Annotated in this window: 32 protein-coding genes and 1 pseudogene; 27 read left to right on the forward strand and 6 right to left on the reverse strand. The window is 72.4% G+C overall.

All coding sequences use genetic code 11. From position 1 onward, the window contains the following. Nucleotides 1–19: 19 nt before the first annotated feature. Together nhaA and acs are read right to left on the reverse strand one after the other, a co-directional pair. On the reverse strand, nt 20–1,438 hold the full coding sequence (nhaA, locus tag G3I78_RS16145; RefSeq protein WP_164424881.1) for a Na+/H+ antiporter NhaA: 1,419 nt from the start codon (nt 1,436–1,438) through the stop codon (nt 20–22). A gap of 150 nt (nt 1,439–1,588) precedes the next feature. After that, on the reverse strand, nt 1,589–3,547 hold the full coding sequence (gene acs, locus G3I78_RS16150; RefSeq protein WP_164424883.1) for an acetate--CoA ligase: 1,959 nt from the start codon (nt 3,545–3,547) through the stop codon (nt 1,589–1,591). A 242-nt stretch (nt 3,548–3,789) separates the two neighbouring features. Here acs and G3I78_RS16155 point away from each other — a divergent pair, with 242 nt between their 5' ends. Further along, complete coding sequence (locus G3I78_RS16155) at nt 3,790–4,392, forward strand: RNA polymerase sigma factor (RefSeq protein ID WP_343243771.1); 603 nt, start codon at nt 3,790–3,792, stop codon at nt 4,390–4,392. Further along, nucleotides 4,389–4,994: a hypothetical protein gene (locus tag G3I78_RS16160; RefSeq protein WP_164424885.1), complete on the forward strand. Its 606-nt coding sequence runs from the start codon at nt 4,389–4,391 to the stop codon at nt 4,992–4,994. The genes G3I78_RS16155 and G3I78_RS16160 overlap by 4 nt, the downstream gene beginning before the upstream one ends. 137 nt (nt 4,995–5,131) lie before the next feature. Here the strand turns inward: G3I78_RS16160 and G3I78_RS16165 are convergent, their stop codons facing one another. Beyond that, nucleotides 5,132–7,570 (reverse strand): SulP family inorganic anion transporter, encoded by a 2,439-nt coding sequence (locus G3I78_RS16165; RefSeq protein WP_164424887.1) that lies wholly within the window; start codon nt 7,568–7,570, stop codon nt 5,132–5,134. Nucleotides 7,571–7,868: 298 nt separating this feature from the next. Between G3I78_RS16165 and G3I78_RS16170 the strand changes: the two genes are divergently transcribed. Further along, entirely contained in the window at nt 7,869–9,143 is a 1,275-nt protein-coding gene (locus G3I78_RS16170) for a hypothetical protein (RefSeq protein ID WP_164424889.1), read from the forward strand. 16 nt (nt 9,144–9,159) lie between these two features. On the opposite strand, the gene G3I78_RS16175 is transcribed toward G3I78_RS16170, so the two are convergent. Then, nucleotides 9,160–10,140 carry an ATP-binding protein gene (locus G3I78_RS16175; protein ID WP_164424891.1) on the reverse strand — a complete coding sequence of 327 codons (981 nt, stop codon included), beginning with the start codon at nt 10,138–10,140 and terminating at the stop codon, nt 9,160–9,162. Nucleotides 10,141–10,241: 101 nt separating this feature from the next. Here G3I78_RS16175 and G3I78_RS16180 point away from each other — a divergent pair, with 101 nt between their 5' ends. Beyond that, on the forward strand, nt 10,242–11,066 hold the full coding sequence (locus tag G3I78_RS16180; RefSeq protein ID WP_164424893.1) for an oxidoreductase: 825 nt from the start codon (nt 10,242–10,244) through the stop codon (nt 11,064–11,066). A gap of 336 nt (nt 11,067–11,402) precedes the next feature. Here G3I78_RS16180 and G3I78_RS16185 read toward each other — a convergent pair whose 3' ends face one another. Next, nucleotides 11,403–12,236, reverse strand: coding sequence for an HAD family hydrolase (locus tag G3I78_RS16185; protein ID WP_164424894.1), 834 nt, complete (start codon nt 12,234–12,236; stop codon nt 11,403–11,405). Nucleotides 12,237–12,846: 610 nt separating this feature from the next. Here G3I78_RS16185 and ssd point away from each other — a divergent pair. Beyond that, nucleotides 12,847–13,971 (forward strand): septum site-determining protein Ssd, encoded by a 1,125-nt coding sequence (ssd, locus tag G3I78_RS16190; RefSeq protein ID WP_164424896.1) that lies wholly within the window; start codon nt 12,847–12,849, stop codon nt 13,969–13,971. Beyond that, a pseudogene (locus G3I78_RS16195) lies at nt 13,968–14,942 on the forward strand (TadA family conjugal transfer-associated ATPase); the annotation flags it as partial. The gene ssd and the pseudogene G3I78_RS16195, both read left to right, overlap by 4 nt. A 60-nt stretch (nt 14,943–15,002) precedes the next feature. On the opposite strand, the gene G3I78_RS16200 reads toward G3I78_RS16195, so the two are convergent. Then, the gene (locus G3I78_RS16200; RefSeq protein WP_164424898.1) at nt 15,003–15,437 is read right to left on the reverse strand and encodes a helix-turn-helix transcriptional regulator; all 435 of its coding nucleotides are present in this window, start codon (nt 15,435–15,437) and stop codon (nt 15,003–15,005) included. Between the two features lie 132 nt (nt 15,438–15,569). On the opposite strand from G3I78_RS16200, the gene G3I78_RS16205 reads away from it, so the two are divergent. From G3I78_RS16205 to G3I78_RS16305, 21 genes are all read left to right on the forward strand, one after another. Beyond that, a complete protein-coding gene (locus tag G3I78_RS16205) occupies nt 15,570–15,806 on the forward strand; it encodes a helix-turn-helix transcriptional regulator (RefSeq protein WP_164424900.1) in 237 nt (78 codons plus the stop codon). Then, entirely contained in the window at nt 15,803–15,988 is a 186-nt protein-coding gene (locus G3I78_RS16210; protein WP_164424902.1) for a hypothetical protein, read from the forward strand. Before G3I78_RS16205 ends, G3I78_RS16210 begins: the two co-directional genes overlap by 4 nt. Before the next feature lie 80 nt (nt 15,989–16,068). Then, nucleotides 16,069–16,959: a hypothetical protein gene (locus tag G3I78_RS16215; RefSeq protein WP_164424904.1), complete on the forward strand. Its 891-nt coding sequence runs from the start codon at nt 16,069–16,071 to the stop codon at nt 16,957–16,959. Then, the gene (locus tag G3I78_RS16220; protein ID WP_164424905.1) at nt 16,956–17,615 is read left to right on the forward strand and encodes a hypothetical protein; all 660 of its coding nucleotides are present in this window, start codon (nt 16,956–16,958) and stop codon (nt 17,613–17,615) included. The genes G3I78_RS16215 and G3I78_RS16220 overlap by 4 nt, the downstream gene beginning before the upstream one ends. Then, nucleotides 17,612–17,995 (forward strand): hypothetical protein, encoded by a 384-nt coding sequence (locus G3I78_RS16225; protein WP_164424907.1) that lies wholly within the window; start codon nt 17,612–17,614, stop codon nt 17,993–17,995. Before G3I78_RS16220 ends, G3I78_RS16225 begins: the two co-directional genes overlap by 4 nt. Then, nucleotides 17,992–18,516 (forward strand): hypothetical protein, encoded by a 525-nt coding sequence (locus G3I78_RS16230; RefSeq protein WP_164424910.1) that lies wholly within the window; start codon nt 17,992–17,994, stop codon nt 18,514–18,516. Before G3I78_RS16225 ends, G3I78_RS16230 begins: the two co-directional genes overlap by 4 nt. Beyond that, complete coding sequence (locus G3I78_RS16235; RefSeq protein ID WP_164424912.1) at nt 18,513–18,755, forward strand: hypothetical protein; 243 nt, start codon at nt 18,513–18,515, stop codon at nt 18,753–18,755. Before G3I78_RS16230 ends, G3I78_RS16235 begins: the two co-directional genes overlap by 4 nt. Continuing rightward, on the forward strand, nt 18,752–19,129 hold the full coding sequence (locus G3I78_RS16240; RefSeq protein ID WP_164424914.1) for a hypothetical protein: 378 nt from the start codon (nt 18,752–18,754) through the stop codon (nt 19,127–19,129). The genes G3I78_RS16235 and G3I78_RS16240 overlap by 4 nt, the downstream gene beginning before the upstream one ends. Before the next feature lie 79 nt (nt 19,130–19,208). Further along, nucleotides 19,209–20,429 carry a hypothetical protein gene (locus tag G3I78_RS16245; RefSeq protein ID WP_164424916.1) on the forward strand — a complete coding sequence of 407 codons (1,221 nt, stop codon included), beginning with the start codon at nt 19,209–19,211 and terminating at the stop codon, nt 20,427–20,429. Further along, on the forward strand, nt 20,429–20,809 hold the full coding sequence (locus tag G3I78_RS16250; protein WP_164424918.1) for a hypothetical protein: 381 nt from the start codon (nt 20,429–20,431) through the stop codon (nt 20,807–20,809). The genes G3I78_RS16245 and G3I78_RS16250 overlap by 1 nt, the downstream gene beginning before the upstream one ends. Continuing rightward, the gene (locus G3I78_RS16255) at nt 20,806–21,369 is read left to right on the forward strand and encodes a helix-turn-helix domain-containing protein (RefSeq protein WP_164424920.1); all 564 of its coding nucleotides are present in this window, start codon (nt 20,806–20,808) and stop codon (nt 21,367–21,369) included. The genes G3I78_RS16250 and G3I78_RS16255 overlap by 4 nt, the downstream gene beginning before the upstream one ends. A gap of 212 nt (nt 21,370–21,581) precedes the next feature. Then, the gene (locus G3I78_RS16260) at nt 21,582–22,028 is read left to right on the forward strand and encodes a hypothetical protein (protein ID WP_164424922.1); all 447 of its coding nucleotides are present in this window, start codon (nt 21,582–21,584) and stop codon (nt 22,026–22,028) included. Continuing rightward, nucleotides 22,025–22,270, forward strand: a complete 246-nt coding sequence (locus tag G3I78_RS16265) for a hypothetical protein (RefSeq protein WP_164424924.1) — start codon at nt 22,025–22,027, stop codon at nt 22,268–22,270. Before G3I78_RS16260 ends, G3I78_RS16265 begins: the two co-directional genes overlap by 4 nt. 6 nt (nt 22,271–22,276) lie before the next feature. Continuing rightward, the gene (locus tag G3I78_RS16270; RefSeq protein ID WP_164424926.1) at nt 22,277–23,674 is read left to right on the forward strand and encodes a hypothetical protein; all 1,398 of its coding nucleotides are present in this window, start codon (nt 22,277–22,279) and stop codon (nt 23,672–23,674) included. 18 nt (nt 23,675–23,692) lie between these two features. After that, complete coding sequence (locus G3I78_RS16275) at nt 23,693–24,016, forward strand: hypothetical protein (protein ID WP_164424929.1); 324 nt, start codon at nt 23,693–23,695, stop codon at nt 24,014–24,016. Next, nucleotides 24,013–24,369 carry a hypothetical protein gene (locus G3I78_RS16280; RefSeq protein WP_164424931.1) on the forward strand — a complete coding sequence of 119 codons (357 nt, stop codon included), beginning with the start codon at nt 24,013–24,015 and terminating at the stop codon, nt 24,367–24,369. Before G3I78_RS16275 ends, G3I78_RS16280 begins: the two co-directional genes overlap by 4 nt. Next, complete coding sequence (locus G3I78_RS16285) at nt 24,366–24,581, forward strand: hypothetical protein (protein ID WP_164424933.1); 216 nt, start codon at nt 24,366–24,368, stop codon at nt 24,579–24,581. Before G3I78_RS16280 ends, G3I78_RS16285 begins: the two co-directional genes overlap by 4 nt. Then, entirely contained in the window at nt 24,581–25,006 is a 426-nt protein-coding gene (locus G3I78_RS16290) for a hypothetical protein (protein WP_164424935.1), read from the forward strand. The genes G3I78_RS16285 and G3I78_RS16290 overlap by 1 nt, the downstream gene beginning before the upstream one ends. Nucleotides 25,007–25,125: 119 nt before the next feature. Beyond that, entirely contained in the window at nt 25,126–25,554 is a 429-nt protein-coding gene (locus G3I78_RS16295) for a hypothetical protein (RefSeq protein WP_164424937.1), read from the forward strand. After that, nucleotides 25,551–26,267, forward strand: coding sequence for a hypothetical protein (locus tag G3I78_RS16300; protein WP_164424938.1), 717 nt, complete (start codon nt 25,551–25,553; stop codon nt 26,265–26,267). Before G3I78_RS16295 ends, G3I78_RS16300 begins: the two co-directional genes overlap by 4 nt. Nucleotides 26,268–26,531: 264 nt before the next feature. Beyond that, nucleotides 26,532–26,771 carry a MerR family transcriptional regulator gene (locus G3I78_RS16305; protein WP_164424940.1) on the forward strand — a complete coding sequence of 80 codons (240 nt, stop codon included), beginning with the start codon at nt 26,532–26,534 and terminating at the stop codon, nt 26,769–26,771. The last annotated feature ends 86 nt before the right edge of the window (nt 26,772–26,857 follow it).

A 26,857-nucleotide genomic window follows, 5' to 3' on the forward strand; every position in this document is an offset into this window, starting at 1 on the left:
TTTGTACCGTCCCGTCAGATCATGCCCGACGGTCGTCCTCGGCGCTTGCCCCGCCCGCCACTTCGGCAAGCCGCTCGGCGGTCTTGAGCTCGGCGATCCGCCGGTGCTCGGCGGCCCTGCGTTCGAGGATCTCGGCCATCCTGAGGTGGTAGGCGGGGTCGTCCTGCTCGTAGATGTCCGGCACGCCGCTGAGGTCTTCGTCGCGCTCCTCGGCCTCATACAGCCTGCGGTACTTGGTGTTGCGCAGCTTCAGCAGCACGGTCGCGAGTCCGGCCGCGATCAGCGAGCCCACCAGTACGGCGGCCTTGACCTCGTCGGTCGTCCTGGCGTCGCCGTCGAAGGCGAGCTCCCCGATCAGCAGCGACACGGTGAACCCGATGCCGGCCAGGGTCGCCACCGCGAACACGTCGGCCCACTCGAGGTCGTCGCTGAGCGAGGCCCGGGTGAAACGTGCCGTCAGCCACGTCCCGCCGAAGATGCCGAGCGCCTTGCCGACAACCAGCCCGAGCACCACGCCCAGCGTCTCCGGCCGGGTGAGGACATCGCCGAGCGCGCCCCCGGAGACCGAGACACCGGCGCTGAAGAGGGCGAACAGCGGGACGGCCAGGCCCGCCGAGACAGGTCGTACGAGATGCTCGATGTGCTCGCCGGGGGAGCGCGTCTCGCCCTCCCGCGTGGTGCAGCGCAGCATCAGGCCCATCGCGACACCGGCGATGGTGGCGTGCACGCCGCTGTTGTACATCAGCGCCCAGATCACGAGCGCGAGGGGGACGTAGACGTACCACCCGCGCACGCCCTTGCGCAGCAGCACCCAGAAGACCACCAGGCCGGCGAACGCGCCGCCGAGCGCGGCGAGGTCGATGTCCGCGGTGAAGAAGACCGCGATGATCAGGATCGCGAAGAGGTCGTCGACGACGGCGAGGGTGAGCAGGAAGGCGCGCAGCGCGCTCGGCAGCCAGGTGCCGATGACGGCGAGCACGGCGAGCGCGAAGGCGATGTCGGTGGCGGTGGGCACGGCCCAGCCGGCGAGGGAGCCGCCGCCGGTGACGTTGGTGAGCGTGTAGACCAGCGCCGGTACGGCCATCCCGCACAGGGCGGCGACCACGGGGAGCGCGGCGGCCCGGGGGTCCTTGAGGTCACCGGCGACCAGTTCGCGTTTGAGTTCGATCCCGGCCACGAAGAAGAAGACCGCGAGGAGCCCGTCGGCGGCCCAGTGCGCCACCGAGAGGTCGAGGCCGAGGGCGGCGGGGCCGAGATGGAAGTCGCTGACGCTCTCGTAACTGTCGCGCAGTGCGGGGACGTTGGCCCAGATCAGCGCGGTGATCGCGGCACCGAGCAGCAGCACACCGCCGACCGTCTCGGTGCGCAGCGCGTCCGCGACGAAGGTCCGCTCGGGGAGGGAGAGACGTCCGAGGACCTTGCGGGTGGGCGCGGGCATCAGGGGGACCTCCGGTCGGTGGGCAGGGCGGAACCGCTTGCCGACCAGACTTCCCGGCACACCTTGAGGGTCACGTTGCTTTGTTTAGTTTACCTAAAAGGGGCGCCGGACGCTCGTCCGCGTCCGGCGCCCCTTTTGTTCGTACGGTGCTCAGTCCTCGCTGGGTGCGGCGGGGAGCTTGGCCTGGATGAGGTCCATGACCGTGGAGTCCGTCAGCGTGGTCACATCACCGAGCTGGCGGTTCTCGGCGACGTCCCGCAGCAGCCGGCGCATGATCTTGCCGGAGCGGGTCTTCGGCAGTTCCTGTACCGGCAGGACCCGCTTCGGCTTGGCGATCGGGCCGAGGGTGGCGCCGACGTGGTTGCGCAGGTCGGCGACGAGGCCCTCGTCCTCGGCGTTCGCCGTGCCGCGCAGGATCACGAAGGCGACGATCGCCTGCCCGGTCGTCTCGTCCGCCGCGCCCACGACGGCCGCCTCGGCGACCGAGGGGTGGGAGACGAGCGCCGACTCGACCTCGGTGGTCGAGATGTTGTGGCCGGAGACGAGCATGACGTCGTCGACCCGGCCCAGCAGCCAGATGTCGCCGTCGTCGTCCTTCTTCGCGCCGTCGCCCGCGAAGTACTTGCCCTCGAAGCGCGACCAGTACGTGTCGAGGAAGCGCTGGTCGTCGCCCCAGATGGTGCGCAGCATCGACGGCCACGGCTCGGTCAGGACCAGGTAGCCGCCACCGCCGTTCGGGACCTCGTTCGCCTCGTCGTCGACGACGGTCGCGGAGATGCCGGGCAGCGGGGTCTGCGCACTGCCGGGCTTGGTCGCGGTGACGCCCGGCAGCGGGGAGATCATCATCGCGCCGGTCTCGGTCTGCCACCAGGTGTCCACGATCGGCGTCCGGTCGGCGCCGATGTGCTTGCGGTACCAGATCCACGCCTCGGGGTTGATCGGCTCGCCCACCGAGCCCAGCACCCGCAGGCTGCTGAGGTCGAACTTCGCGGGGATGTCGTCGCCCCACTTCATGAACGTCCGGATCGCGGTGGGCGCCGTGTACAGGATCGTCACCCCGTACTTCTGCACGATCTCCCAGAAGCGGCCCTGGTGCGGGGTGTCCGGGGTGCCCTCGTACATGACCTGGGTGGCGCCGTTGGCGAGCGGGCCGTAGACGATGTACGAGTGCCCGGTGACCCAGCCGACGTCGGCCGTGCACCAGTAGACGTCGGTCTCCGGCTTGAGGTCGAAGACGGCGTGGTGGGTGTACGCGGTCTGGGTCAGATAGCCGCCGGAGGTGTGCAGGATGCCCTTGGGCTTACCCGTCGTGCCGGACGTGTACAGGATGAACAGCGGGTGCTCGGCGTCGAACGCCTCCGGGGTGTGCTCGGCCGACTGGCGGTCGACGAGTTCGTGCCACCACACGTCCCGGCTGTCGTCCCAGGCGACCTCCTGGCCGGTACGGCGTACGACGAGCACGTGCTCGACGTTGCCGGCCTTGCCGACCGCCTCGTCGACCGCGGGCTTGAGCGCGGACGGCTTGCCGCGCCGGTAGCCGCCGTCGGTGGTGACGACCACGCGCGCGTCGGCGTCCTGGATGCGGGTGGCGAGCGCGTCCGCCGAGAAGCCGCCGAAGACCACGGAGTGCGCGGCGCCGATCCGGGCGCAGGCGAGCATCGCGACGGCGGTCTCGGGGATCATCGGCATGTATACGGCGACCCGGTCGCCCTTCTGGACACCCAGTTCCAGCAGGGCGTTCGCGGCCTTGGAGACCTCGTCCTTGAGCTCGGCGTAGGTGATCGCGCGGCTGTCACCCGGCTCGCCCTCGAAGTGGATGGCGACCCGGTCGCCGAGGCCCGCCTCGACATGCCGGTCGACGCAGTTGTACGCCACGTTGAGCTCGCCGTCCTTGAACCACTTGGCGAACGGCGGGTTCGACCAGTCCAGGGTCTCGGTCGGCTCCTTGGCCCAGCTCAGCCGACGGGCCTGCTCGGCCCAGAAACCGAGCCGGTCAGCCTTGGCCTGCTCATACGCCTCCGCGGTGACGTTGGCGTTCGCGGCCAGGTCGGCGGGGGGCGCGAACCTGCGTTCTTCCTTGAGCAGGTTGGCCAGGCTCTCGTTGCTCACGGCATCTGCCTTTCCCAGGGTGTCCGTTGTGTCCCAGGCCACAGCTCATCAGACCGGGGGGTGCGATGACAAGGGTCGCCGGAAAATTGGTTTAGACCTGTGGGGTGCCTCGGCGGTGGCTGCTGTCATCCGTACCCACGGGCGCCGACCAGGCAGAGTTCAGTGTCTGTAACGCCTTTCACACTCCGGCCCAAGTACGGGTGAAGCGCTGTCCACGAGTCACCGACGAGAGGGGAGACCGAGTGGAAGGCATACGGGGCGGGCCGCAGGCGGCGGTGCGCGACCCTGAGCTCTTCGAGGAGTTCTACCGACGCCATGTGGACGTCATGACGTCCTTCGTGGCCCGGCGTGTCGCGGACCCGCACACGGCCGCCGACCTGACGGCCGAGATCTTCCTCGCGGTTCTCGACTCCGCCCACACCTACCGCCCGGGGCGGGGCAGCGAGACCGCCTGGCTCTACGGCATCGCCCGCAACGTCGTCGCGGGCGAGTACCGCAGGGTGGCCCGCGAGACCGCCCGCGACCGGCGCATCTCGGGCCGACGGCTCCTGGAGCCCGACGACATCGCCCGCCTGGAGGACAAGCTCGACGCGGAGAGCCCGGGCCGCCGTGCCCTGGCCGCCCTGGAACGGCTCCCCGCGGGGGAGCGAGCCGTTCTGGAGCTGATCGTGGTCGACCAGCTGACGGTCCCCGAGGCCGCCGCCGCGCTGGGCATCACCCAGGTCACGGCCCGCGTACGGCTGCACCGGGCGCGCAAGTCGCTGCGCCGGGCGGCGGATGGTCCCGCCGACGGACCACGCGGCACATCTCTGTCGTACGTCACCGGAGGAGGGGGAGAGGCATGACCACCAGGACGACATTCGAGGAACGGCTGCTGGCGGAACTGCGCCGGGAGATCACCCTGCGCGCGGAGGACCGTACGACGGAGGCGGTGCCGGTGTCCGGGTGGCGCCGCCGGCTCCCGTCCCGCACCGCGCCGAGGCTCGGGCTCGTCGCCCTGGCCTGCGCCGCCGTCGCGGGCGCCTGGGTGCTGATCCCGGGCTCCCCGGCCGAGAGCCCGGCCTACGCGGTGGTGTCCCACCCGGACGGGAGCCTGACGGTCACCATGAACGACTTCGGCCTCGGCGGCACGCTGCCGGACGGACTCGTCGAACGGCTCAAGGCGAACGGCATCCACGTGGTCGTGGACGATCTGCCCAACGGCTACGAGTGCGCCGAGCCCCGAGGGAAGGGGGTCCAGGGGCACTCCGATCCGAAGGCGGGGCCCAGCTGGGTGTTCGACCTGAAGCGCGGGGACTCCCTGGCCGTCGAGAAGATGGGGCAGCGCCAGCCCGACGGGAGTTTCGCACGGGTCAACGGCTTCAGGTTCGTCCGCGGTGAGGTCCCTCCGTGCGATCGGGTCCCCGCACCGGAGCCCCGCTCGGCGGAGACGCCCGGTCTCCGCTGAGCGGGGGGTGTGCCAGGGCCTCGCGGGGCCCTGGCAGGGCCGGAGTGGCAGTGGGGCTCTGGCCAGGCCGGACTGGGCAGCGGGGCCCTGGCTACGCCGGACTGGAGGCCCTGGCTACGCCGGACTGGGGGCTTTGGCTATGCCGGACTGGGCAGACCGTCCGCGTCGGTCACCCGGCCGAAGACCTCCGTGCCGGACGCCTCGGTGAGCAGGTACGCCTGGGCCTCGCCCACGTGGAAGTACATGCCGTGCAGCTCCAGCTCCCCGTCCCGCAGGGCCCGGGCGACCGAGTCGTGGGCGCTCAGGTGCTCCAGCTGCTGCACCACGTTGGTCAGACAGAGCTGCTCCACCGCGTCGGCGGGGGCCCGGCCGGCCAGTCTCGCCCAGGGCCTGCCGTCGTCGGCCATGCGGTCAAGGCTCGGCGTGCCGTGCCGCAGCCAGCGCTTGAGCGGGGTCCGGGCGCCGCCCGGCTCGGAGGTGAGCAGTGCCTGCATGGCCCCGCAGCCGGAGTGCCCGCACACCGTGATGGAGCGCACCTTCAGCACGTCCACCGCGTACTCGATCGCGGCCGCCACCGAGTCGTCCCCGCTCTCCTCGCCGGGCGGCGGGACGAGGTTGCCCACATTGCGCACCACGAAGAGGTCGCCCGGGCCGCTGGAGGTGATCATCGAGGTGACCAGCCGTGAGTCGGCGCAGGTGAGGAAGAGCTGGGTGGGCCGCTGGCCCTCGCGCGCCAGCCGGGCCAGTTCACCGCGCACGATCGGCGCGGTGTTGCGCTGGAACGCGCTGATCCCACGGGCCAGGTCGTGCCCGCTCGACCCCGGGGCGCCGGGGGACCGGACGGGCCCGCCCGCCTCGCCGGGAGCACCGGACGCACTGGACGCACTGGACGCACCGGCGTGTCCGGCGGCCGACGGGGAGTGCGGGCGCTCGCACTGGTGGTTGCGCCAGGCCGTCCAGGGGCGGCAGCGGCAGTCGGCGGAGCCGTCCGGCTCCGCGATGCGCGTCCCCGGTCTGCGCCCGGTCAGCTCGACCGAACCGCCCTGCGCGGTGTGCGTCTTCTGCCAGTCCTGCAAGGACTCGAACGCCGCGTGGTCCATGAACGACCCGTCCAGCTCCACGACGGCGACCGCGCCCTGGGGCACGAGATGCAGGGCCCGGCTGAGCCGGGGCACCGCGAGGAACGTCAACTGGCCTCGTACGTGGACGTGGTGGACTCCCTCCCGCTCGTGGTGCGTGATGCGGGTGCGGGTGAGGCGGTGCAGGGCGACCCCGACGGCGACGGCGATCCCCAGCGTCACGCCCTCCAGGACACCGAGGAAGACCACGCCGAGGGTGGTGACGGCGTAGACCAGCACCTCGCGGTGGCGCGTCACCGTGCGGATGTGGTGCAGGGAGACCATCTGGACGCCGACGGCCATCACCAGGGCGGCGAGCGAGGCGAGCGGGATGAGTTCCAGGGCGGGGACCATCAGCAGTGCGGCGATCACTACGAGAACGCCGTGCAGCATCGTGGAGTTCCGGCTCACGGCGCCCGCCTGGACGTTGGCCGAACTGCGCACCGCCACACCGGCGACGGGCAGTCCGCCGAGGGCGCCGGAGACGATGTTGGCGGCGCCCTGTCCGAGCAGTTCGCGGTCCAGGTCGGAGCGGCCGACGCGGGCGGCCCGGCCGGGGCCCGCGGTGACCAGGTCGGGGCGCCCGGACACCAGTTTGTCCACGGCGACCGCGCCGAGCAGCGACTGCACGCTGCACACCAGCGTGGTGGTGAGCACGGCGGCGACCAGGCCGAGCACGGGGCCCTCGGGCAGTCCGGCCAGGGCGTGACTGCTCCAGGAGGGCAGGTCGACCTTGGGGAGGGTGAGCCCGGTGAGCGAGGCGACCGCGGTGGCTCCGGCGACGGCCACGAGCGCGGTCGGCACCTTGCGCAGCAGCTTCCCGGCCCGGCCGGGGACGCGCGGCCACAGGAAGAGCAGCGTCAGGGTCAGCACGCTCACCGACACGGCGGCGGGCTGGAGGTGCGCCAACTGGGCGGGCAGGGCGCGGAGGTTGTCGAGGACGGAGCTCTGCGGGGTGCCGCCGAGGACGATGTGCAGCTGGGCGACGGCGATGGTGACGCCGATGCCGGCGAGCATGCCGTGCACGATCGCGGGGCTGACGGCGAGCGCGCCGCGGGCCACGCGCAGGCAGCCGAGGCCCAGTTGGGCCACCCCGGCCAGGACGGTGATGGCGCAGGTGGTCCGCCAGCCGTAGCGGTGGATGAGGTCGGCGGTGACCACGGTGAGTCCGGCGGCGGGGCCGCTGACCTGGAGCGGGGAGCCGCCGAGCCGACCGGCGACCAGCCCTCCGACGGCTGCGGCGACCAGGCCGGCCTGGAGGGGCGCGCCGGTGGCGAGGGCGATGCCCAGGGACAGCGGCAGGGCGATCAGGAAGACCGCGATCGAGGCCGACACATCGGCACCCGCGACACGGAAGCGGCGGGGCGGGGTCGGCGGCGGGCTGTGGGGTCGGTGGATGCGCCTCGTGCTGTTCGAGTCGCTCGGGTCGGTGGTGCGGGTGGGTACACAGGCTGACATTTTTCCCGTCTCCTCCGGGGCAGCGCGGTCGCGGAACAGGTGGTCCCCCGTCGATGGCGGGGGCGGGTCGCGGCCGTGGGTCACGGCGTGCAGCGGCGGGATGAATCAACGCTCGGTAAACGGATCGTAATGCAGAGTAAAGGCCAGGCATAGACTTTCCGGGCAAATGGGCTAACTGCTCACCTGTAAGAGCGAAGTGGCAATTTCATCGGCTTGTCGTACTAATTCCTTCTCGGTCCCGTGCGAACTTGACGGCGCTGTCGTTGGGCCCCGAGAGAAGGAAGAAGGTGGGCGGAACATGGCCGCCACCCAGAGGATTGCCGCGGGAGCCGTGGTCGCCGCGGTCTGTGCCGCCTCGCTCGCCGGTTGCGCGACCGGCACCGACGTGAAGGAAGGGGCCAGAGGCCCGCAGAAGGCGAAGCCGGCGCAGGCGCCGCCCAAGCAGGCGGTCCGCCTGATCGGCGACGGCTCCACCTCCTTCACCGGAGCCCAGCCGCACCTGCCCAGACCTCAGCGCCTCGCACCCGGCCAGAAGCCGCCGCAGTTCGTGGTCTTCTCCTGGGACGGCGCCGGCGAGGACAGCCAGAAGCTGTTCTCCCACTTCCGCAAGGTCGCCAAGGCCAACAACACGACGATGACGTACTTCCTGAGCGGCGTGTACATGCTGCCGGAGGACAAGCGGGACGAGTACAAGCCCCCGCAGCACTCCCCGGGCCGCTCCGACATCGGCTTCAACGACGAGCAGGGCATCGCCGACACCGTCAAGCAGCTGCGCCTCGCGTGGCTGGAGGGCAACGAGATCGGCACCCACTTCAACGGCCACTTCTGCGGCAGCGGCGGCGGGGTCGGCCAGTGGTCGGTGGCGGACTGGAAGGACGAGATCGCCCAGGCGAAGCAGTTCGTGAAGTCCTGGAAGACCAACACCGGGATGACCAAGGCCGCCCCGCTGCCCTTCGACTACGACAAGGAGCTCATCGGCGCCCGCACGCCCTGTCTGGAGGGCCAGAAGAACTTCATGCAGGCCGCCCGCGAGCTGGGCTTCCGCTATGACACCAGCGGCGTCAACGACCAGCTCTGGCCCAAGAAGAAGCAGGGCCTGTGGGACCTGTCGATGCAGCTCGTGCCCTTCCCCGGGCACTCCTACGAGCAGCTGACCATGGACTACAACTTCATGGTCAACCAGTCCGGCACCGCGACCCAGGGCGACCCGAACAAGTTCCAGTTCTGGGGCGACCAGATGCGCGACGGCCTGCTCAAGGGCTTCCACCGGGCCTACGACGGCAACCGCGCGCCCCTGGTCATCGGCAACCACTTCGAGTCCTGGAACGGCGGCACCTACATGCGCGCCGTCCAGGAGACCATCGAGACGGTGTGCAACAAGCCCGACGTGCGCTGTGTCTCCTTCCGGCAGCTCGCCGACTGGCTGGACGCCCAGGACCCGCAGACCCTGGAGAAGCTGCGCACCCTGGGGGTCGGCGAGGCGCCGAAGCAGGGCTGGCCGGCCTTCCTGTCCGGCCGGCCGGCCCCGGCACCGAAGGGCGTACCGGGGGCGCCGGCGGCCAAGAGGCAGTAGGCGCCCGGCGGTTGTCTCAGACGGCCGCCACCGCGCTCTCCGCGAGCACGAACGAGGGGTCGATCTGCGCCGCCAGGTCGGCCCCCGTGCGTTCGTTGCCCCAGGAGCTGGCGTTCTTCAGGTGGAAGTGCGTCATCTGCTGGGTGTAGCGCTCCCAGTCCCGCAGTTCGTACGTCGCGTCGACGGCCGTCCGCAGCCGGTGCAGGGCACGGCGGTTGACGTCCTCCAGGAGCGCGAACCGGGGCGGCCGGCCCTTCTCCAGGGCCCGCACCCAGTCGGAGTGCCCGACCGTCACCAGCAGGTCGTCCCCGACCTCGGCGCGGAGGAAGTCGAGGTCGTCCTGTCCCTGCACCTTGTTGCCGACGACCTTCAGGACGACGCCGAAGTCGCGGGCGTACTCCTTGTACTGGCGATAGACGGAGACCCCCTTCCGGGTCGGCTCGACGACGAGGAACGTGATGTCGAAGCGGGTGAACATGCCGGAGGCGAAGGAGTCGGAGCCCGCCGTCATGTCCACCACGACGTACTCGCCCCGGCCGTCCACCAGGTGGTTCAGGCAGAGCTCCACCGCTCCCGTCTTGGAGTGGTAGCAGGCGACCCCCAGGTCGGCGTCGGTGAAGGGGCCGGTGACCATCAAACGGACGACGTCGCCGTCGAGTTCCACCGGTCGCGCGCAGGCGTCGTAGACCGGGTTGTCCTCGCTCACCCGCAGCAGCCGGGAGCCCTCGCCGGGCGGAGTGGTCTTGATCATCTCGGCGGCGGAGGCGATACGCGGGTTGGTGCCGCGCAGGTACTCCTTGATCAGCGGGAGCCGCTCGCCCATCGAGGGCACCGCGGCCGCCGCCGCCTCGTCCAGGCCGAGCGCCGGTCCCAGATGCTGGTTGATGTCGGCGTCGACGGCGATCACCGGTGCGCCGGTGGCCGCGAGGTGGCGGATGAACAGGGAGGACAGGGTGGTCTTGCCGCTGCCGCCCTTCCCGACGAAAGCAATTTTCATGTTCACGAAGGGTAGTCGCAAGGTAGCTGTACGTGGCAGGCGTGCGTGAAGAAGACCACTCCATCGAGGGGTGGGCGGCCGGGTTGCGTAAGGTCGTACTCATGAGTACGACAGGCGCGACCGCCGATCCGCTCGCGGCCCTGGGCTCGCTGCCCGGCGTGGCCGAGTCCGTGGAGTCCGTGCGCAAGTCCGTGGACCGGGTCTACGGGCACCGGGTCATGCGGCGCCGCAGCAACGAGATCACCTCCGAGGCGGCCCTGCGCGGCGCCTGCGGCTCGGCCGCGCTGTCCGGCGCGGACTGGGCCCTCGAAGAGGTGCGCCGCCGCTCGGACTTCGGTGTCGACGACGAGGCACGGGTCATGGGCGCGGCCCTGCGGCTGACCGCCGAGGCCGGCCAACTGCTGTCCATCTGGCGGCAGTCGCCGCTGCGGGTGCTGGCCCGGCTGCACCTGGTGGCCGCGGCGGCCGACGAGGACGGGATCGGGCGTCCGCGCCAGACGGGCGAGCGGGTCGACGAGCCGCTGATCGAACTGCCGCTGCCCAGTGCGGCCGAGGTCTCCGGCCGCCTTGAGGGGCTGTCCGAGCTGATCATCGCGGGCAGTTCAGCCCCCGCGCTGGTCACGGCCGCCGTGGTGCAGGGCGAACTACTGGCGCTGCGGCCCTTCGTCTCGTACAACGGCCTGGTCGCGCGCGCGGCCGCGCGGATCGTCCTGGTCGGCAGCGGGCTCGACCCGAAGTCGGTCTGTCCGGCGGAGGTCGGCCACGCCGAACTGGGCCGCGCGGCCTATCTGGCGGCGCTCGACGGATACGTCTCCGGCACTCCCGAGGGCATGGGCGCCTGGATCGCCCACTGCGGACGCGCGATCGAACTGGGTGCGCGCGAGTCGACGGCGGTGTGCGAGGCGCTTCAGCGCGGGGCGGCGTAGAAACCCCTGGAACAGGGTTGCGGCGGTACGAGGATTCGTACCGCCGCTGGCATGTTCACCGGGTTACCAAGCGTCCTCGAAATATTGCCCATCAGGTCGGGAACTCTGCCCGTCACCTGGTGCGGCTGGCCCGTAATCGACGGGTCGACGTCGCGTGGGTGCCTGGTGTCCATGCTCGGTCCGTGGGGCCAAATGCGTTTTTAAGGTGATCCTTTCGGATGTCCTTGGTCTCGCGGGCCGTTAATCCCTTTGTACTCCAGGACCGGAGCAAGCGGAACCCCCGCCAGCCGTTCTTTACTTTTATCCTCAAATAGGCGCCAAGTGGGCGGAATCGCCTCAGGCCACCGTCGACCGTCGCCGATTCGCGTACCAGACGAGGCCCGCCGTGGCCGCCGCCGCTCCTATGGCGGCGACCGCCACGAGCGCCGGGCGGGGCGGTACGGCGAATCCGGGCAGCCGCTGCTTGAGCCGCACCGGGCGGTGGAAATCGAGAATCGGCCACCCGCGCGCGAGAGCCTCGCGGCGCAGGGTCCGGTCGGGGTTCACCGCGTGCGGGTGGCCCACGGTCTCGAGCATCGGCAGGTCGGTCGCCGAGTCGCTGTAGGCGTAGCAGCGCTCCAGGTCGTACCCCTCCGACTCGGCCAGCTCCCGGATCGCCTCGGCCTTCGTCGGGCCGTACGCGTAGTACTCCACCTCGCCGGTGTAGCAGCCGTCCTCGCCCACGACCATGCGGGTCGCCACCACCCGGTCGGCGCCCAGGAGTTCGCCGATCGGCTCGACCACCTCGGCGCCGGACGTGGACACGATGACGACGTCCCGGCCGGCCGTGTGGTGCTCCTCGATGAGGGAGGCGGCCTCGTCGTAGATGATCGGGTCGATCAGGTCGTGCAGCGTCTCGGCCACGATCTCCTTGACCTGCTGGACGTTCCAGCCGCGCACGAGCGCGGAGAGGTACTCGCGGGTGCGCTCCATCTGGTCGTGGTCCATACCGCCGACGAGGAAGACGAACTGGGCATAGGCGGTCCGCAACGCGGCCCTGCGGTTGATCAGGCCGCCTTGGTAGAACGACTTGCTGAACGTGAGCGTGCTCGACTTCGCAATGACCGTCTTGTCCAGGTCAAAGAAGGCGGCTGTGCGGGGCAAGGAGTGGTTTTCCACGACCCCGAGCATAGGCGCAGCCCATTCGGCGTAAGGTGAGGCGCGTGGGTTTGCCTGAGAGGGCTCTCGGGTACACCATGGAAGTCACGGATCGTTCGCGACCGTGCTAACCCGGCCCGGCTCCTCCCCCCCCGAGTCGGCCGTGGAGACGACCCCCACTCTCCCCCCCGGTGGGGGTCGTCGCATGTCCGGGTGGGTTTTCCTTCTTCAGTGCGCGGTCCTCGGGCCGCTTCGAGGCGGCTGTGGCCGCCTCTTTCGTATGCCCATGATCCGTCACCGTGTGTAGCCGTCGTGCTGCTCTGCGGAGGTCGTACACAGGTGGGACAGGGCTCACCGGTATGGGTGACGGCGATATTCACAACCGCTGAGTTGTCCACAGTTATCGACCAAGATCCACACGATTTCCGGGATCGCCGCATCGTGATTCCCACACATCCCGCTCGGGCCGACTTCATGGCCGGATCCGGTTAGTCGGGGGTTTTGGCCGGTTCGTATCGGCCGCTCATATGGAGGCCGGTTGCCGGTTCTTCACATGTTTGGGAATCGCGGGGCCGAAGGGGCCGCGTGAGAGAGGCGACGCGCGAGCCCTTGCGGGGGTCCTCGCGCATCGCGGTGAAGGGGGATGGAGACCGTGACCGCAGCCGTCACACACGACCCGCCGCCCGCCGCCGGAGGGCGGCCCGGGCAGCCGTTGATCGTCACTGAGGACGCGGACCTGCTGGACGACCTGCTGCGCCTGTGCGCGGCGGCCGGCGCGAGGGCCGAGGTCCACCACGGGGTGCCGGAGCCCAGAGGCAGCTGGGAGGCGGCCCCGCTCGTCCTGGTCGGCGACGACGCCGCACACCGGGTGCGCGGAGCCGCGCGCCGCCGCGGAGTGGTGCTCGTGGGCCGGGACCAGGACGACTCCGGGGTGTGGAAACGCGCCGTCGAGATCGGCGCCGACCACGTCCTGATGCTGCCCGACGGCGAGCAGTGGCTGGTCGACCGCATCGCCGACGTCGCCGAGGGCATCGGCAGGCCCGCCCTCACCGTCGGTGTCATCGGCGGCCGGGGCGGGGCCGGGGCCTCCACGCTCGCGTGTGCCCTCGCCGTCACCTCCGCGCGTGAAGGACTGCGCACACTGCTCGTGGACGCCGATCCGCTGGGCGGCGGACTCGACGTACTCCTCGGCGGCGAGAGCACCGAGGGGCTGCGCTGGCCCGCCTTCGCCGCCTCGCGCGGCCGGGTCGGCGGCGGCGCCCTGGAGGAGTCGCTGCCCCGGCTGCACTCCCTGCGGGTGCTGAGCTGGGACCGCGGCGACCGCATCGCCGTACCGCCGCCCGCGGTCCGGGCGGTGCTCGCCGCGGCCCGGCGCCGGGGCGGGACCGTCGTCGTCGACCTGCCCCGCCTCCTCGACGACGGGGTCACCGAGGCCCTCGCCCAGCTCGACCTCGGGATCCTGGTCGTCCCCGGCGAACTGCGCGCCGTCGCCGCGGCCGGCCGCGTGGCCTCCGCAGTCGGCATGGTCCTGCGCGATCTGCGCGTGGCGGTGCGCGGCCCCTACGCACCCGGCCTCGACGACCGCGAGGTGGCCCGGCTGCTCGGCCTGCCGCTGGTGGGCGAGGTACCGGTCGAGTCGGCGCTGCAACGGCCGCAGGGGAGCGGGGCGCCACCGGGGGCGGCGGCCCGGGGGCCGTTGGGGCGGTTCTGCAAGGGGTTCTGGGAGCGGGCGTTGACGGAGGCGGGGACGGGGGCCGGGGCGGGATGAGCGGGGCGTACGGGAGCGAGTGGTCTGGAGGGGTGGTCGTGGAGGCGGGGCGGGGCGGGGTTTCCGGTGGGGGGTCGGTGAGCGGGTTGGTGGCCGGGTCGGTGAGCGGTTCGTCGGGCGGTTTGTCGGGCGGTTCATCGGGCGGGGTGGACGCGGCCGCGGGGCTGTTGGACGGTGTGCGGCAGTGGCTGGCCGAGAGCGGGGCGGAACCGACGCCCGCGCGCGTGGCGCAGGCGCTGCGGGAGCAGGGACGGGTCCTCGGGGACGCCGAAGTGCTCGGCGCCGCCGAGCGGTTGAGGTCCGAGCTGGTCGGCAGCGGGCCCCTGGAGCCGCTGCTCGCCGACCCGTCGGTGACCGACGTCCTGGTGTCGGCGCCGGACCGGGTCTGGGTGGACCGCGGCGGCGGACTCGAACTGACCGCCGTCTCCTTCCCGGACTCCGCAGCCGTGCGACGGCTCGCGCAGCGACTGGCCGCGGTGGCCGGGCGGCGCCTCGACGACGCACGGCCCTGGGTGGACGCCCGGCTGCCGGACGGGACCCGGCTGCACGCGGTGCTTCCCCCGGTCGCCGTCGGCTGCGCCTGTCTGTCCCTCCGGGTGGTACGGCCGCGCGCGTTCACCCTGGACGAGCTGGTCGCGGCGGGCACGGTGCCGCCCGGCGGGGACCGGGTGCTGCGGGCGCTGCTCGACGCGCGGCTGTCGTTCCTCATCAGCGGCGGGACCGGTACCGGCAAGACGACCTTGCTCAGCGCGCTGCTGGGGCTCGTCGGGCCGGGGGAGCGGATCGTGCTCGCGGAGGACTCGGCGGAGCTCAGGCCCGACCATCCGCACGTCGTCCGGCTGGAGACGAGACCCGCCAACCAGGAAGGCGCCGGACTCGTCACGCTCGAGGACCTGGTGCGGCAGGCGCTGCGGATGCGGCCCGACCGGTTGGTCGTCGGTGAGGTTCGCGGGCCCGAAGTGGTGCATCTAACTTCCCAGTACGCACCAACACTTTGAGCATGGGTAAAGCCGCAGCTGAGCGCATGTGCGCTACGCGCTGCGGCCCTGACCTTGGGACTTCGCCTCACGCAGCATGTCGATGATGACCTTGCGGTGCTCAACATCGATCGGCATTTCCCACGCTGTCCGTTCCAGCCGGTCGGACATGTCTGCGTAGGTGGCGCGGTCCTGTTCGAGGATGTCCCGAAGGATCTCGGCCGCATCGTGGGCGCCCGCTCCGTCGAGCCGCTCTGGAGAGAGGCCGACTGTGCGGGCCATGTGGGCAAGCTGCATGGCGCCAGGCTTGGTGGGCACGGCGACGCCGGCCTTCATCACGTAGCCGTTCTCGATCTGCCCCCAGCGGGAGGCCTTGACTACGCCGCTGCGCTCTGCCGCCTGAGCCCTCGTCAGGCCGCGCGCTTGCCTGGCCCGGCGGATGAGGATCGCCTCCGGCGGGGGCTCAGGGGTGGCCTGCTCTGGCTTCATCCACACTCCCGGCTGGGTTGACCGGGCGGTAAGTCTACGCAACGTCGCGTAATTACGCACGTCACAGGCCTTGGCTCCCGTCAATTGTCGTACTCGTTGACGATTACTGTAATCCTGCGTAATGTCTCCGGCATGGAACAAGCCCAAACTTCGCGGCTTGCCCAGGACCCTGCGCGGGTCCGGCGCAAGCGAGTGCAGGCGGGGCTCCCTCAGAACCAAGTTGCGGAACGCGTCGGCATCTCTGCCGCGCAGTTGTGCCGCATCGAGAAGGGGAAGAGCGGAGCTTCAGCCCCGGTCCTCTTGCGACTGGCAGAGGAGTTCGGCTGCGAGGTCGCCGATCTCATGCCGCCGGAGCCGGCGGTCGCATGAGCCGGATCTTGACGGCAGACGCGGCGTTCCTCGCGGGTTTCGAGGAGCCGTGCGAGCACCTCGTACCCGACCCGAACGACTGCCCGAAGTGCCGCCTCACCGAGGCCGAAATCCGGCGCCTGGCCGTCCTGCTCCGCAGTGACACGGCCCCCGCCGCGGGCGCCGTCTCGGCGGCCGCCTGACCCAAAGGTTCGGGGCCGCGCCCGGCTGGACCCGGACGCGACCCCTCGGCACACCTCACCCCAGACGAAATGAGGAGACCGTGACCGCATCATCCCAGACGTCCCCCGGGGCTCTGCCCCCAGAACTCCCGCCCGTGCAGCCGTCGGTGCCGGACGCGGCTCGTGAGGCGTACGCCGCGTACGGTGTCGCGCTCCCGGTGCGCGCCGACATTGCGCAGGCCGTGCCGGACCCGGCGCGCACGGTGCGGCTCGCGACCGGCGTGATCTCGGCGGCGATGACCAACGGGTCGTCGACGGCTGCCGAGATCGCCCAGGCCGAGCTCGCCGCCGGCATCCTCTTCGACCCCGAGCGTGCCGCGGCGATCGCCTCGGCCGCGTACGAGCAGGCCCGGGCCGAGGACAGTGCCGAGCTCGCGGCCGCCGCGCAGGACCGTACGACGCTGGAGTGGCTGCGTGCGCGGTGGCGGGCGATCGGCCAGCTGTGCGAGGGCCGCCCGGACACCGACCTGCTGATGGTCCGCGAGGTCCTGGCGGCCGCCGACGGCACGTCCCCCACCGGCGCCCCGCTCGCCCTGAAGTGGGACGGCCTGGTGATGGGCCCGTCCGGCGACACCGAGGGCGAGAGCACGCTCGTCCCGGTGACGACCGCGCGCGGCGGCAGCGCCGCCCTCGTCCTTCCCGCCGAGCAGCGCCGGGCCCTCGGCTCGCTCCTCGACCTCCAGGTCCGCGACATCAACGCCGAGTGCCCGACGGTCGGTTGCGGTAGCGCCGACGACTTGGACGCCTCGGACCCGACGTTGCTCGGCTGGTCCCGGCTGGAGATCGCCGCGCTCGGTGACGGGCCGCGCTGGTACTGCTGCGACGAGTGCGTGTTCGACGCCCTCGCCCGCGCCGGCGACGACCTCGTCGACCCCGACGAGCCGATCCCGTTCGTCGACACCACCGTGGCCACCCCGGGCGGCGCCCAGTGACCTCCTACGGGCTCGACACCTATCTGGGCTGGGAGCAGCTCCAGCACCTGGAGGACTGCAAGAAGCCGTCCTGGGACATCGCCAGCCGTACCGACGAGAACGCCAGGCGTTACCACGGCTACGGGGAGCCTCCGCTGGCCCACAAGTGCGCGGACGAGTGCTGCACGCACGGGAACACCTTCACCAAGACCTTGGTGCGGATCGTGTGCCACTCGTGCGGGACGGCCCGCGTGGTCACCGTGGAGAGCTCCGAGGACACCGGCGTCTCCGAGACCAGCTCCCGGTGGCTGCCTTACGGGCTGCCGCCCCGCCCGAGGGCGGGCCTGCTGCTGTGGCCCGCGCGGCCGTGGTTGGACGTGGGCGGTGCGCGGGGTGAGGAGCCGTACGACTTCGTCGTCACCCGCACCGGCGTCAAGGCCGTCACCAAGGACACGGTCGTCGGTCAGCTCACCCAGGGCCGCGGCAAGCTCGGCGGCCTGGTGTGGACGGCGCTGGCCGTGCCGGACCCCGAGGGCCGGTACGGCTACGGCCAGCACCTGCGGTTCATGCACTCCAACGACGGCCAAGGGCGCGGCGGTTCGCCGCTGCGGACCGTGCTCGCGGCCGCCCGCTGGGTCGGTGCCCGCCTCGCGGAGATGCCGGGGGGTGGCTTGTGACCAGTCGTGAGACCGAGATGATCGCCGCGCTGGCCGAGGCGAAGTCCCAGGGACTGGCACGGCTGGGGCAGCTGGAAGCGGGCCTGTTCCGGTTCGCCATGGGCGTCCGCGCGTTCCTGGACGCCTTCCCTGAGGACTTGCCGGCGCCGTCCCGGATCAGCCCGCACTTCTCCGACACGGCCCCCAGTTGTTTCCTGCACCTGGTCTGCCAGAACCGCACGGCCGTTGAACTGTGGGCGGCTCGTCTTGACGCACCCGTCAAGACCGAGCCCCACAACCCCGGCAACGTTCATCTGAACACCACCGGCCTGCTCGACGGCCTGCGCGTGTCCGTGTCCTGCATCGACGTCGCCGACCCCGCGGACGGTGGTGTGGCATGAGCGCCATCGAGGAGAGCGCGGCCGCCGTGGCCGGGGACACCGGGAAGGACATCCGCAGCGGCCTCCAGCCGCCGCCGGACGGCGTTCACCCGGGCCTGGCCCTGGCCTTACCGCATCTGCCGTACGGGGACGCCGTGCATGCCGAGGTCGTGGCGAGTCGGCTGTGTCCGCCGGAGTTCGTCGAGGCGGGCCTGGCCGCCGTGGGCGGTCACCGGGTGCTGTTCCTGCGCCTGGTGTGGCCGCCGGATCACGAGGGCCTGGACGAGGCGGCCCGGGCGGACGGACTGACGGTTCGCTGGTCGGCCTCGGCCGGCTGGACGGTCCACACGGTCACCGACTACCGGGCGCTGCCCGTCGGCCTCTACGCCCACCCCGTCCTGGTCGCCGACGCCGCGCGGCATTTCGCGCGGCACGGACTCGGCGGCGCCGAGTGGGTGGAACCGTTCGAGGCCCGCTGGGAGGACGCGGACGCCCTGGAGGCGGCCGTGGCCGCCTTCACGGAGCGGGAGGGCCTGCGGTGAGCGGCGGACAGTGGCTGATCGCCCTGGCCCTGGGGGTCGCCCTCGTGCTGTGGGTGGTCGCCGGCGTCATCGACTCCCGCGGCCGCCGCGCCCTGCCGCGGGTGACCCAGGAGCCGTTCGACGGCGCGCACCGCCCGCCGCCCCTGACCGGGCCGTGGCATCCCGCTTTCCACCTGAACCGAGGCCGCCGCGTCCGCCGGACGCGTGCGACCTACCGCTACCCCCGGGAGCTGTCGTGACCCGTGCCGACGTGATCGCCGCCGTCCTGCGTCGCTCTGTCCTCGAACGCCCCCTGCTGGGCAGCGAGTTGGGGGAGCGGCTGGTGCAGGGGCTCGGCCCCCGGTCCACGGTCGTCGAGTGGACGGCGACCGTGCCGCAGCTCGCCGAGGCCGTCGACCGGGCGCTGGTCAAGGCCGACGCGGCGATGCCCGGGAGCGTGGCCGTCGGTCACGCCCTGGTCGTCGAGTACCAGGGCCGCGACCTGGTCGGCACCTGCCAGTGCGGCCGCCGCCTGGGCCGGATCGACGCCCGCACCCGGCTGGACGCGCTGACCGTGCCGTGGATCCAGCACACCACCCGCGACCTGGCCGCGGCCGCCGCCGCGCACTCCTGACCCCACCCCGTTCTCCCGGGCGGGCGGACGTGCCCTGACACCCGTCCCGCCCGCCCGGGCACCACACCGAAGGAACCTGATGCGCCGCTCTGTTGAGCTGGAGATCATCACCGAGGCCCTGTCGAAGATGGGCCCGCACACCCCGGCCGTGCGTCTGTGGGGCCGTGCCCCGGGCGCCACCGCCGACATGGCTGCCGAGGGCAACGTCTGGGCGGGGGATGTCCACGACGTCGCCCGGCACATCGTCACCCGCCTGCACGGCCGCCCCGACACCCCCGAGCAGCTCAGCCCGCTCGCCCAGGCCGAGGACGCCAAGCGCCGGCGCAACCTCGTCGACGAGCTCGCCGCGCTGACCGGCGCGAACCAGCGGCTCGTCTCGGCGCCCTGGTACCCGGCCCGCCCCGGCGACCTGGTCCACGTCCACTACGAGCAGGCCGGAGAGAGTCCGGCGACCGGCGAGACCTACATCGTCAGCGACGCCGGGGACGGCCTGCTGAGCATGCAGCTGCTCGCCCTCAGCCCCACCGTGCCGCCCGCGCAGGAGCAGTTCGCGGGAGCCTTCGCGTGCGAGGCCTCCGACAGCCCGCTGCACGAGGCGTGGTTCGAGGCGGGCCCGCAGCGGCTGACGATCGTCCGCGACGGCCAGGCCGTGCACGACGGCCCCGCCGCCCTGCGCGCCCGGACGGAGCAGTCGGGCCTGGCGCTCGGGTCGTTGGCCCTCGCGCAGGCGGTCAGCGAGGCCGAGAAGTACCTCGAACGCGGTGAGCCCGACCTCGCCCTGGCCCGGCTGCGCTCGGACAAGCCGCTGCCCCCGTGCGGAGCCCCGGGCTTCACCTCCGAGCAGTCGGACTGCGCGCGGCCGCGCCAGCACCGCGGCGCTTGCAGCGAGAACCCCGACCACGTGGAGCCCGCGCACGAGTGCCCGGCGCTGCCCGAGCAGCTGCACGCGGTCGTCACCGTCGGCGCGAAGGTCACCGGCGTCCACTTCGCCGGCCTCTACGAGGACAGTGATGCGGCCGCCGACGTCGCCGCCGGGTACCAGGCCTTCGCCGAGGGGCTGAACGACCGGTTCGTCCAGCAGGCGCCTGGGCTGCCCGGCGAGATCGTGCTGGAGCTCCCGGCGGAGAACGAACTCGCGAGCAGCGGTGTGCAGTTGGCGGTCGTCGTGCCGCTCCAGCTGCTGCCGGACCCGCGCGCCTACGACGAGTGGGCGGCCGAGGGCATGGCCACGTGCGTCGACCCCGACCCCTACTACGGCCGGGACCTGGACGACGAAGACGACTACCGGGACGGCGAGTGATGAGCGACGTCGACCAGCGCGCGGAAGCGCACCGCCTACAGCGCGAGCGCGGCTTCGGCGCGCGGCGGGTGGCGGCCGAGCTGGGCATCTCGCGGGAGACCGCGGGGGAGCTGCTGAGCCAGCCCGCCGAGGACCCGGACCCGCGGCTCGCCGTCGTCACCGCGGCGATCGTGGCCACCGTGCCGCGCGCGTTCGCGGCGACCACGATGGTCACCGTCGCGCACCGCTACACCCAGGCCGGCCGGTCCGCGTGTGACAGCTGGACCGGGCGCCCGGAGCGGCTCGCCGAGATCATCCTCGCGGCCCTCGACACGGCGCAGCCCGAGCGGCCACGCCCGTTCGTGCTCGCTCCTCGTCTGCGTGAGGGGGCGGCGCAGTGACGCGGGCGGACCGGCTCACGCTGGTGCGCCAGCTGGCCGACGAAGGACTGAGCCGGCGCAGGATCGCGCAGCGGCTCGGGGTCTCCAAGGACACGGTGCGCCGCGACCTGGAGAAGCTGCGGGCCGCCGCCGAGCCGGTCGACGAGCCGCTCGCCGAGCCGCCTGGTGAGCCGGGCGATGTGGATGAGCCGCAGGTCAGCGAGGCCGTGTCCGAGGAGGGCGCGCCGGTGGACGAGCCGGGCGGTGAGCCGCTGGACGAGCCGGTCGGTGCGCGGGTGGCGCAGCTGCCGCGCAGGGTGGCGCACGCGGACGATCTCCTGATCGATCTGCGGCGGTGGCCGGCGCTGCGCCGCGACCTCGCGGTGCTCGCGGCGACCGGCCTGAGCCCGGACGCGCTGATCAACCAGGCGGTCGTCGTGCTCGCGTTCGGCTACCGGCAGGCGGTCCTCGCCGGGCGGATCCAGCCGGGCCAGCCGTTCGTCGTACGGGACCTGACCGTCGGCCCGCCGGGGTCCGTGCCCCGCCGTACGGGCTCCGCGCCGCCCGCCGAGGGCGCCTGATGACCGGGCCGTCCGCCCCACCCCCCAGCGGCGGGCGGCCCACCCCCCTGCGTGACCGGATGTTCGGCCTGTGGGTCGACCTCGGTGACTGGCGCAAGGGCCGCGGCTGGCGCCGTCGACGTCGCAGCCTTCACGGCCCGCGTCACCGCCGAGCACACCCGGACCTGCCCGGGGCCCCGAAGCCCCGGCTGACCAGACCTGGAAGGAACCCGATGGAGAACAGAACGTCCCCGCGCGATGTGGCGGACCGGTGCGGTACGCCGGTGCCGGGCGGGCACTGCACGGCCCCGGCCGCCGCGTCCGACCTGGTCGTCGAGGCGGCCGCCGGACCGTACGACCGCCACCGCTGGGAGGCCGCGGTGCTCGGCAGCCAGATGCACCGCAGCACCCGTCTGGTCGCGCTGACCCTCGCCCACCACGCCGGCGAGATGGGTCACATCCCGGCGGGTGACCTCCAGGACCCCGACGTCCTCGCCGAGGCCACCGGACTGGTCACCCGGCACGTGCGCCAGGCTCTGGCACATCTGGGGCGCTACGGCTGGATGCGCAGGCCGGGGCCGGACACCGCGACTCGGGGGCGGGCAGCGAAGCGTCCGATCACCCTCACCCTGCCCGGGGCCCGGGGCGAGTTGCCGAGTACCGGCGAGGTGCCCGAGTGAGCGGGCACCAGGCGCAGTTAGCGCTGCTGCCCGACGACCCGCCCGCGTACGGCGGCCCGGCGGCCGCCGAGGTGCAGCCGATCCGCACCCAGGGCCGCACCGAGTACGCGGTGCGCTGCGACGGCCCGGGCGGCTGCGGCGCGATCCACCGCCACATCTTCCCCGGCATCCGCACCGGCCCGTGCGGCACCACCTACACCGTCCCCGGCGACGACTCCGCCGAGGACGCCGACACCAGCTAGGACCCCGTGACCCACTCCCGCGAGCTCGCTGCCGAGCCCCGCCACAGCCGTGGCGGGGCCGGTGGTGCTGCGCGCGGGCAGTGGGTGCGCTACCCGCTGCGCCTGGTGCTGGACGCCGAGGCGTACGCGGACGCGGACCCGAAGGTCTACGGCAAGGTCAAGGCCCTCGCCCGGGGCCGCTCGTGCGAGGCCTCCGTCGAGAAGCTCTCGGCCTTCACCGGCCTCGGCGTCTCGACCGTCGAGAAGTCGCTGACGCGGCTGTCGAGGCCTGCGCCGACGGACGGAGTGCAGGAGCTCACCCGCAAGCAGCGCTCGCACAAGGGCACCGGCACCGGCCGTACGAACGAGCGGACGTGCCGCTCCCTCGAGGAGGACGAGCGGTACGTGTGCGCGCCGGTGAGGGCGCTCGACACCCTGCGCGGCATCCTGCACCGCCTCTACCTTCTGCTGCGCTACACGGTCCTCGTCGAGAAGCGGGACCTGTCCCTCGCCGAGATCGGCGCCGTCCTGCGCCACCACGGCGGCAAGAGCGCTGGTCAGCCCCTGCACGACGCCACCGCCGCGCGCCTCCTGGACGAGCTGGAGGGCGCCGGATGGATCACCCAGGACAAGCGGGCCGGCTACCGCGGCCGCCACCAGGTCACCGTCCACGACGACCCGGTCCGCCCCGTCGACGAGCCCGACGGCCGCCCGCCCCGGCCCGGCACCTCGTCGCCGTCGACCCCTGACGCTGAAGGCGGGGCGGCTCCCGACGCTGAAGGCGGGGCCCCCGCGTATAAGGAAGACCTAGAACTGAACGACCGGGGAAGCACCGGCCCGGCCGGTGGTTCTTCCGCCGTAGGCGATCTGACCGTAAGTGGTCGCCCGCCTGTGGATACCGCCGGTAGCCCGATCGTGGACGGTCGCCGTCCGGCCGGTGTCGTGCCGCCCGCCCTGCGCGGCCGTGTGCGCCCCACTGCGCCCCCGGCGTACGCCGGACCCGGGCTCACCCTCAGCCCGCGCGTCTGGGACGTCCTGGAGCCCGTGCACGATCTCCTGCCCCACATCAGCAAGTTCGCCGTGCGGCGCATCGCCCGCGAGGTCGGACGCCAGCTCGACGCCGGGTTCTGGCCCGCCGAGATCCGCGACCAGATCAGCCGCCTGCGCCGCTGGACCCCCGACCAGGACATCCGCGACCCCGGCCGCTGGCTCCTCGGCGCCGTCCTGCCCGTGCGCAGCAAGTGCGGCAGACCCAACTGCCACTGGGGCTTCCTCGCCCACTCCGGCGAGCCCTGCAAGGCCTGCGAGGGCCTCGACCTCGCCACAGCGCATCCCCCGCATACCGAGGCCTGGCACGAGTGCACCCAGTGCCAGCGCCCCTCCCGCCACCGCCTGCACCGCGGCCTCTGCGCCGACTGCGCCTGACCGAAAGGACCCGATGCGATGCACCCGTTCCCGCGCCCCGCCCCACCCAACGGCCCCGGCCACTGCCCCAGATGCGGATCAGAAGTCATCTGGTGCGTCACCGTCAACCAGAAAGCCCAGATGGTCGACCGCCCCCGCAACCAGGACGGCAACCAGGCCGTGAGGTGCGACCGGACCGGCCGCTGGCTCGTCCGCCAGCTCTCCAGCGAGCGCCCCACCCCCGAGGCCGACGAGCGCCTCCACATGCCCCACATCGCCACCTGCACCGTCCCCCCACCCCGGCAGCCCCGCCCGTCCGCACCCCGCAACCGCGGCATACGCCCCGTCAGGTGGCAGCGATGACACAGCCCACCCCGCCCCGACAGGTCATCGCCGACGCCCTCTGGGACTGGTGGACCACCACCGACCCCGCAGCCCCCTTCGACCCCGCCCAGGCCGCCACCGACATCGACACCACCCTCACCACCCACGGCTACACCATCCACACCCACACGACCAGGACCCCACCCGTGCCCACCCTCCGCGCCATCGCCACCCACGCCCTCATCACCCTCCTCGCCACCGCCGCCGCCATAGCCGCCGCGCTGCGCGACGAATGGGGATGGGCCGCCGTCGGCACACTCAGCGCCCTCGCCCTCGGCTACGAATGCCTGCGCGACCTCCGCGACCGCCACCACGGACGCACCGCGCGATGACCCCCGCCCAGACCTTCACGATCGCCATGCTCGGCGGCCTCGCCACCGTCCTCGTCCTCGGCCTGGCCGCCGCCCTCGCCCTCGCCGTCCACACCACGGCCACCCGGCTCATCGACCGCAGCGAGGCCCACCGCGACCGCCGCCGCACCCTCGCCGCCGCCCGCCGGCAGCTCGCCGCCCTGCCCACCACCAGCCACCCCACCCGGAACTGATGACCATGAGATCCCTCACCGAACGCCAACGCCGCTGCCTCGCCCTCGCCGCCAGCGGCCAGCACCACGACGCCATCGCCAAGACCGAGTACGTCACCCCCCAGTCCGTCAGCCGCATCCTCAGCCAGGCCGCCGACGCCCTCGGCACCCAGGGCATCCCCCAGACCGTCGCCGTCGCCCTCATCACCGGCATCCTCAACCCCGCCGACATCACCGGCCCCCACACCACCACCGCCGACACCTACCGCTACACCGACCCCGACGGCGACCACCTCACCGCCCAACTCGTCACCCGCCGCGACCGCCCCGCCCTCGCCCTGCGCACCGCCCGCGCCGACCGCACCACCTCCACAGCCGTCCACATCCCCCTAACCGACCTCCCCACCGTCCTCACCGGCATCCACCGCTTCGCCCACACCACCTGACCCCCTGCGCGCACGCGCGCCTGCGGTTACCGCGCGCACGAACGCAGGCGCGCGCACGCGCAAGACACCCATTACCCGCCAGTACACATGACCACCACCCACCGACCGGAGACCAAGCAGTGAGCCAGCCCAGCACCGAGGACCTCCAGCAGACCCGCGCCCAGCTCATCGCCGAGATCAACGAGGCCCGCAGCCTCCGCGAGGACCTCCAGCGCCTCCGTGGCCAGATCGCGGAGGAGAGGCGGGAAGCCCACGGCCTCCTCAAGGACCTCCACAACGAGATCAAGACCGCCCGCGAGCTCGTCCCGCTCCTCACCGACGAACTGTTCGATGCCGAGGTGAAGAAGCAGGTCGACGCCCTGAGCAAGGCCACCGAGGACGCCATGCGGCGCGCCGTCGCCAAGGTCACCAAGTCCTTCGACGACCTCGCCGACACCCTCATGGGCGAGGACCGCACCAGCCGTCGCAGGGGCAAGGTGCCCATCCCCGACCTCTTCAAGGCCAAGGCCGTCCTCGACGCCGCACGCACCGAACAGCAGCAGCGATGAGCAGCTGCCCGATCTGCCCCCGCACCGCGCCCGACGGACAGCACCTCTGCCAGCTGCACGCCGGCGAGCTCCGCGGATACCTCGCCGAACTCCCCGCCCAGGCCGCGCTCCTGGCCGAGTTCGCCGCGCCCGCCGGACGCCCCGCCCAGGGCCGCCTCGGCGGCACCGGCCGCGCCACCGCCCCCATACCCGTCGACCTCCGCGTCCTGGTCCTCCTCGGCCCCGGCCACGCTGGGCCACCAGACCAGCCCTACGAGGAAGCAGGCGGCGAGATCCCGATCCGCGCCCTCCTCGGCGGCTGGGCCGGCCACATCGCCTACCACTACCCCGCCGCCACCCGCGACCCCCACGGCGTCGCCCGCACCCAGCCCTGCGAGCAGGCCTGGCCGACGTACGGCGAGACCATCACCGGCTGGTGCACCTGGCTCACCGCGTACCTGCCGTACGCCCTCACGCTGCCGCTCGCCGCCGAACTGCACCGCGACCTCGACACCCTCGTCCACCGCATCCGCGACATCACCCACGCCGTACCCCACCGCCACCCCATGACCGCCCCCTGCCCTCGGTGCGACACGTTCGGCCTCGTCCGCACCGACGGCCAATGGCCCATCACCTGCACCGCCTGCGGCCACCAGATCGACCCCGACGCCTACGACCAGCACGCCGCCGAGTTCCTCGCCGCCCACCAGGCCGCCGACCCACCCGCCGCCTGACTCTGTGTCACACTGCCTCCCGCACGCGACTGTCCGTCGCTTCACAAGGTGCACACCGGCCCGCCACACAACCCCCGTCGTGGCGGGCCGCGTGTTCCTGCTGGACAAAGATCACCACTTAGCGTCACACTCCTGCCAACGGCACACGTGTGCCCGCACCACGGAATTCACCGCGCGGAGGTCGCACCTCACGCGCCACCGCGTCAGCCCCGGACCCGCCAGGCCCGGGGCTGACGCCTTCACAAGGTGGGCAGGGGGTGAACGATGGACACCCCCCGCTACACCGCCCCCGAAGCCGCCCGGCTCGCCACCCGATGGCGCCGCGCCATCTCAGGCGGCGCCGCCGCCGTCAAGCCCTGCACCATCCGCCAGTGGGCCAGCCGCGGCCACCTCGCCGCCTGCGGCCTCGACGAACACGGCCGCCGCCTCTACGCCCTCCCCGACCTCGCCCAGGCCGAGAAGAAGACACGCGCCCGCGCCCTCGTCCTCGCGGGCGCCCCCTGACACCCACTGTCCGGCGAGCGGGACCGAACGGCCTTCACACTGGCTTCACATGACGCATGATGGACCATCAGGCACATACGCCCTGG

This window comes from Streptomyces sp. SID13726 (assembly GCF_010548375.1).
GTDB lineage: Bacteria > Actinomycetota > Actinomycetes > Streptomycetales > Streptomycetaceae > Streptomyces.

What these genes read in the sequence shown, in the direction of transcription:
- nhaA (WP_164424881.1), bottom strand. Translation starts at nt 1,438, where the DNA reads ATGCCCGCGCCCACCCGCAAGGTCCTCGGACGTCTCTCCCTCCCCGAG.
- G3I78_RS16160 (WP_164424885.1), top strand. Translation starts at nt 4,389, where the DNA reads ATGACCACCAGGACGACATTCGAGGAACGGCTGCTGGCGGAACTGCGC.
- G3I78_RS16165 (WP_164424887.1), bottom strand. Translation starts at nt 7,570, where the DNA reads ATGTCAGCCTGTGTACCCACCCGCACCACCGACCCGAGCGACTCGAAC.
- G3I78_RS16170 (WP_164424889.1), top strand. Translation starts at nt 7,869, where the DNA reads ATGGCCGCCACCCAGAGGATTGCCGCGGGAGCCGTGGTCGCCGCGGTC.
- G3I78_RS16175 (WP_164424891.1), bottom strand. Translation starts at nt 10,140, where the DNA reads ATGAAAATTGCTTTCGTCGGGAAGGGCGGCAGCGGCAAGACCACCCTG.
- G3I78_RS16180 (WP_164424893.1), top strand. Translation starts at nt 10,242, where the DNA reads ATGAGTACGACAGGCGCGACCGCCGATCCGCTCGCGGCCCTGGGCTCG.
- G3I78_RS16185 (WP_164424894.1), bottom strand. Translation starts at nt 12,236, where the DNA reads ATGCTCGGGGTCGTGGAAAACCACTCCTTGCCCCGCACAGCCGCCTTC.
- ssd (WP_164424896.1), top strand. Translation starts at nt 12,847, where the DNA reads ATGGAGACCGTGACCGCAGCCGTCACACACGACCCGCCGCCCGCCGCC.
- G3I78_RS16200 (WP_164424898.1), bottom strand. Translation starts at nt 15,437, where the DNA reads ATGAAGCCAGAGCAGGCCACCCCTGAGCCCCCGCCGGAGGCGATCCTC.
- G3I78_RS16205 (WP_164424900.1), top strand. Translation starts at nt 15,570, where the DNA reads ATGGAACAAGCCCAAACTTCGCGGCTTGCCCAGGACCCTGCGCGGGTC.
- G3I78_RS16210 (WP_164424902.1), top strand. Translation starts at nt 15,803, where the DNA reads ATGAGCCGGATCTTGACGGCAGACGCGGCGTTCCTCGCGGGTTTCGAG.
- G3I78_RS16230 (WP_164424910.1), top strand. Translation starts at nt 17,992, where the DNA reads ATGAGCGCCATCGAGGAGAGCGCGGCCGCCGTGGCCGGGGACACCGGG.
- G3I78_RS16245 (WP_164424916.1), top strand. Translation starts at nt 19,209, where the DNA reads ATGCGCCGCTCTGTTGAGCTGGAGATCATCACCGAGGCCCTGTCGAAG.
- G3I78_RS16250 (WP_164424918.1), top strand. Translation starts at nt 20,429, where the DNA reads ATGAGCGACGTCGACCAGCGCGCGGAAGCGCACCGCCTACAGCGCGAG.
- G3I78_RS16260 (WP_164424922.1), top strand. Translation starts at nt 21,582, where the DNA reads ATGGAGAACAGAACGTCCCCGCGCGATGTGGCGGACCGGTGCGGTACG.
- G3I78_RS16275 (WP_164424929.1), top strand. Translation starts at nt 23,693, where the DNA reads ATGCACCCGTTCCCGCGCCCCGCCCCACCCAACGGCCCCGGCCACTGC.
- G3I78_RS16280 (WP_164424931.1), top strand. Translation starts at nt 24,013, where the DNA reads ATGACACAGCCCACCCCGCCCCGACAGGTCATCGCCGACGCCCTCTGG.
- G3I78_RS16285 (WP_164424933.1), top strand. Translation starts at nt 24,366, where the DNA reads ATGACCCCCGCCCAGACCTTCACGATCGCCATGCTCGGCGGCCTCGCC.
- G3I78_RS16290 (WP_164424935.1), top strand. Translation starts at nt 24,581, where the DNA reads ATGACCATGAGATCCCTCACCGAACGCCAACGCCGCTGCCTCGCCCTC.
- G3I78_RS16300 (WP_164424938.1), top strand. Translation starts at nt 25,551, where the DNA reads ATGAGCAGCTGCCCGATCTGCCCCCGCACCGCGCCCGACGGACAGCAC.
- G3I78_RS16305 (WP_164424940.1), top strand. Translation starts at nt 26,532, where the DNA reads ATGGACACCCCCCGCTACACCGCCCCCGAAGCCGCCCGGCTCGCCACC.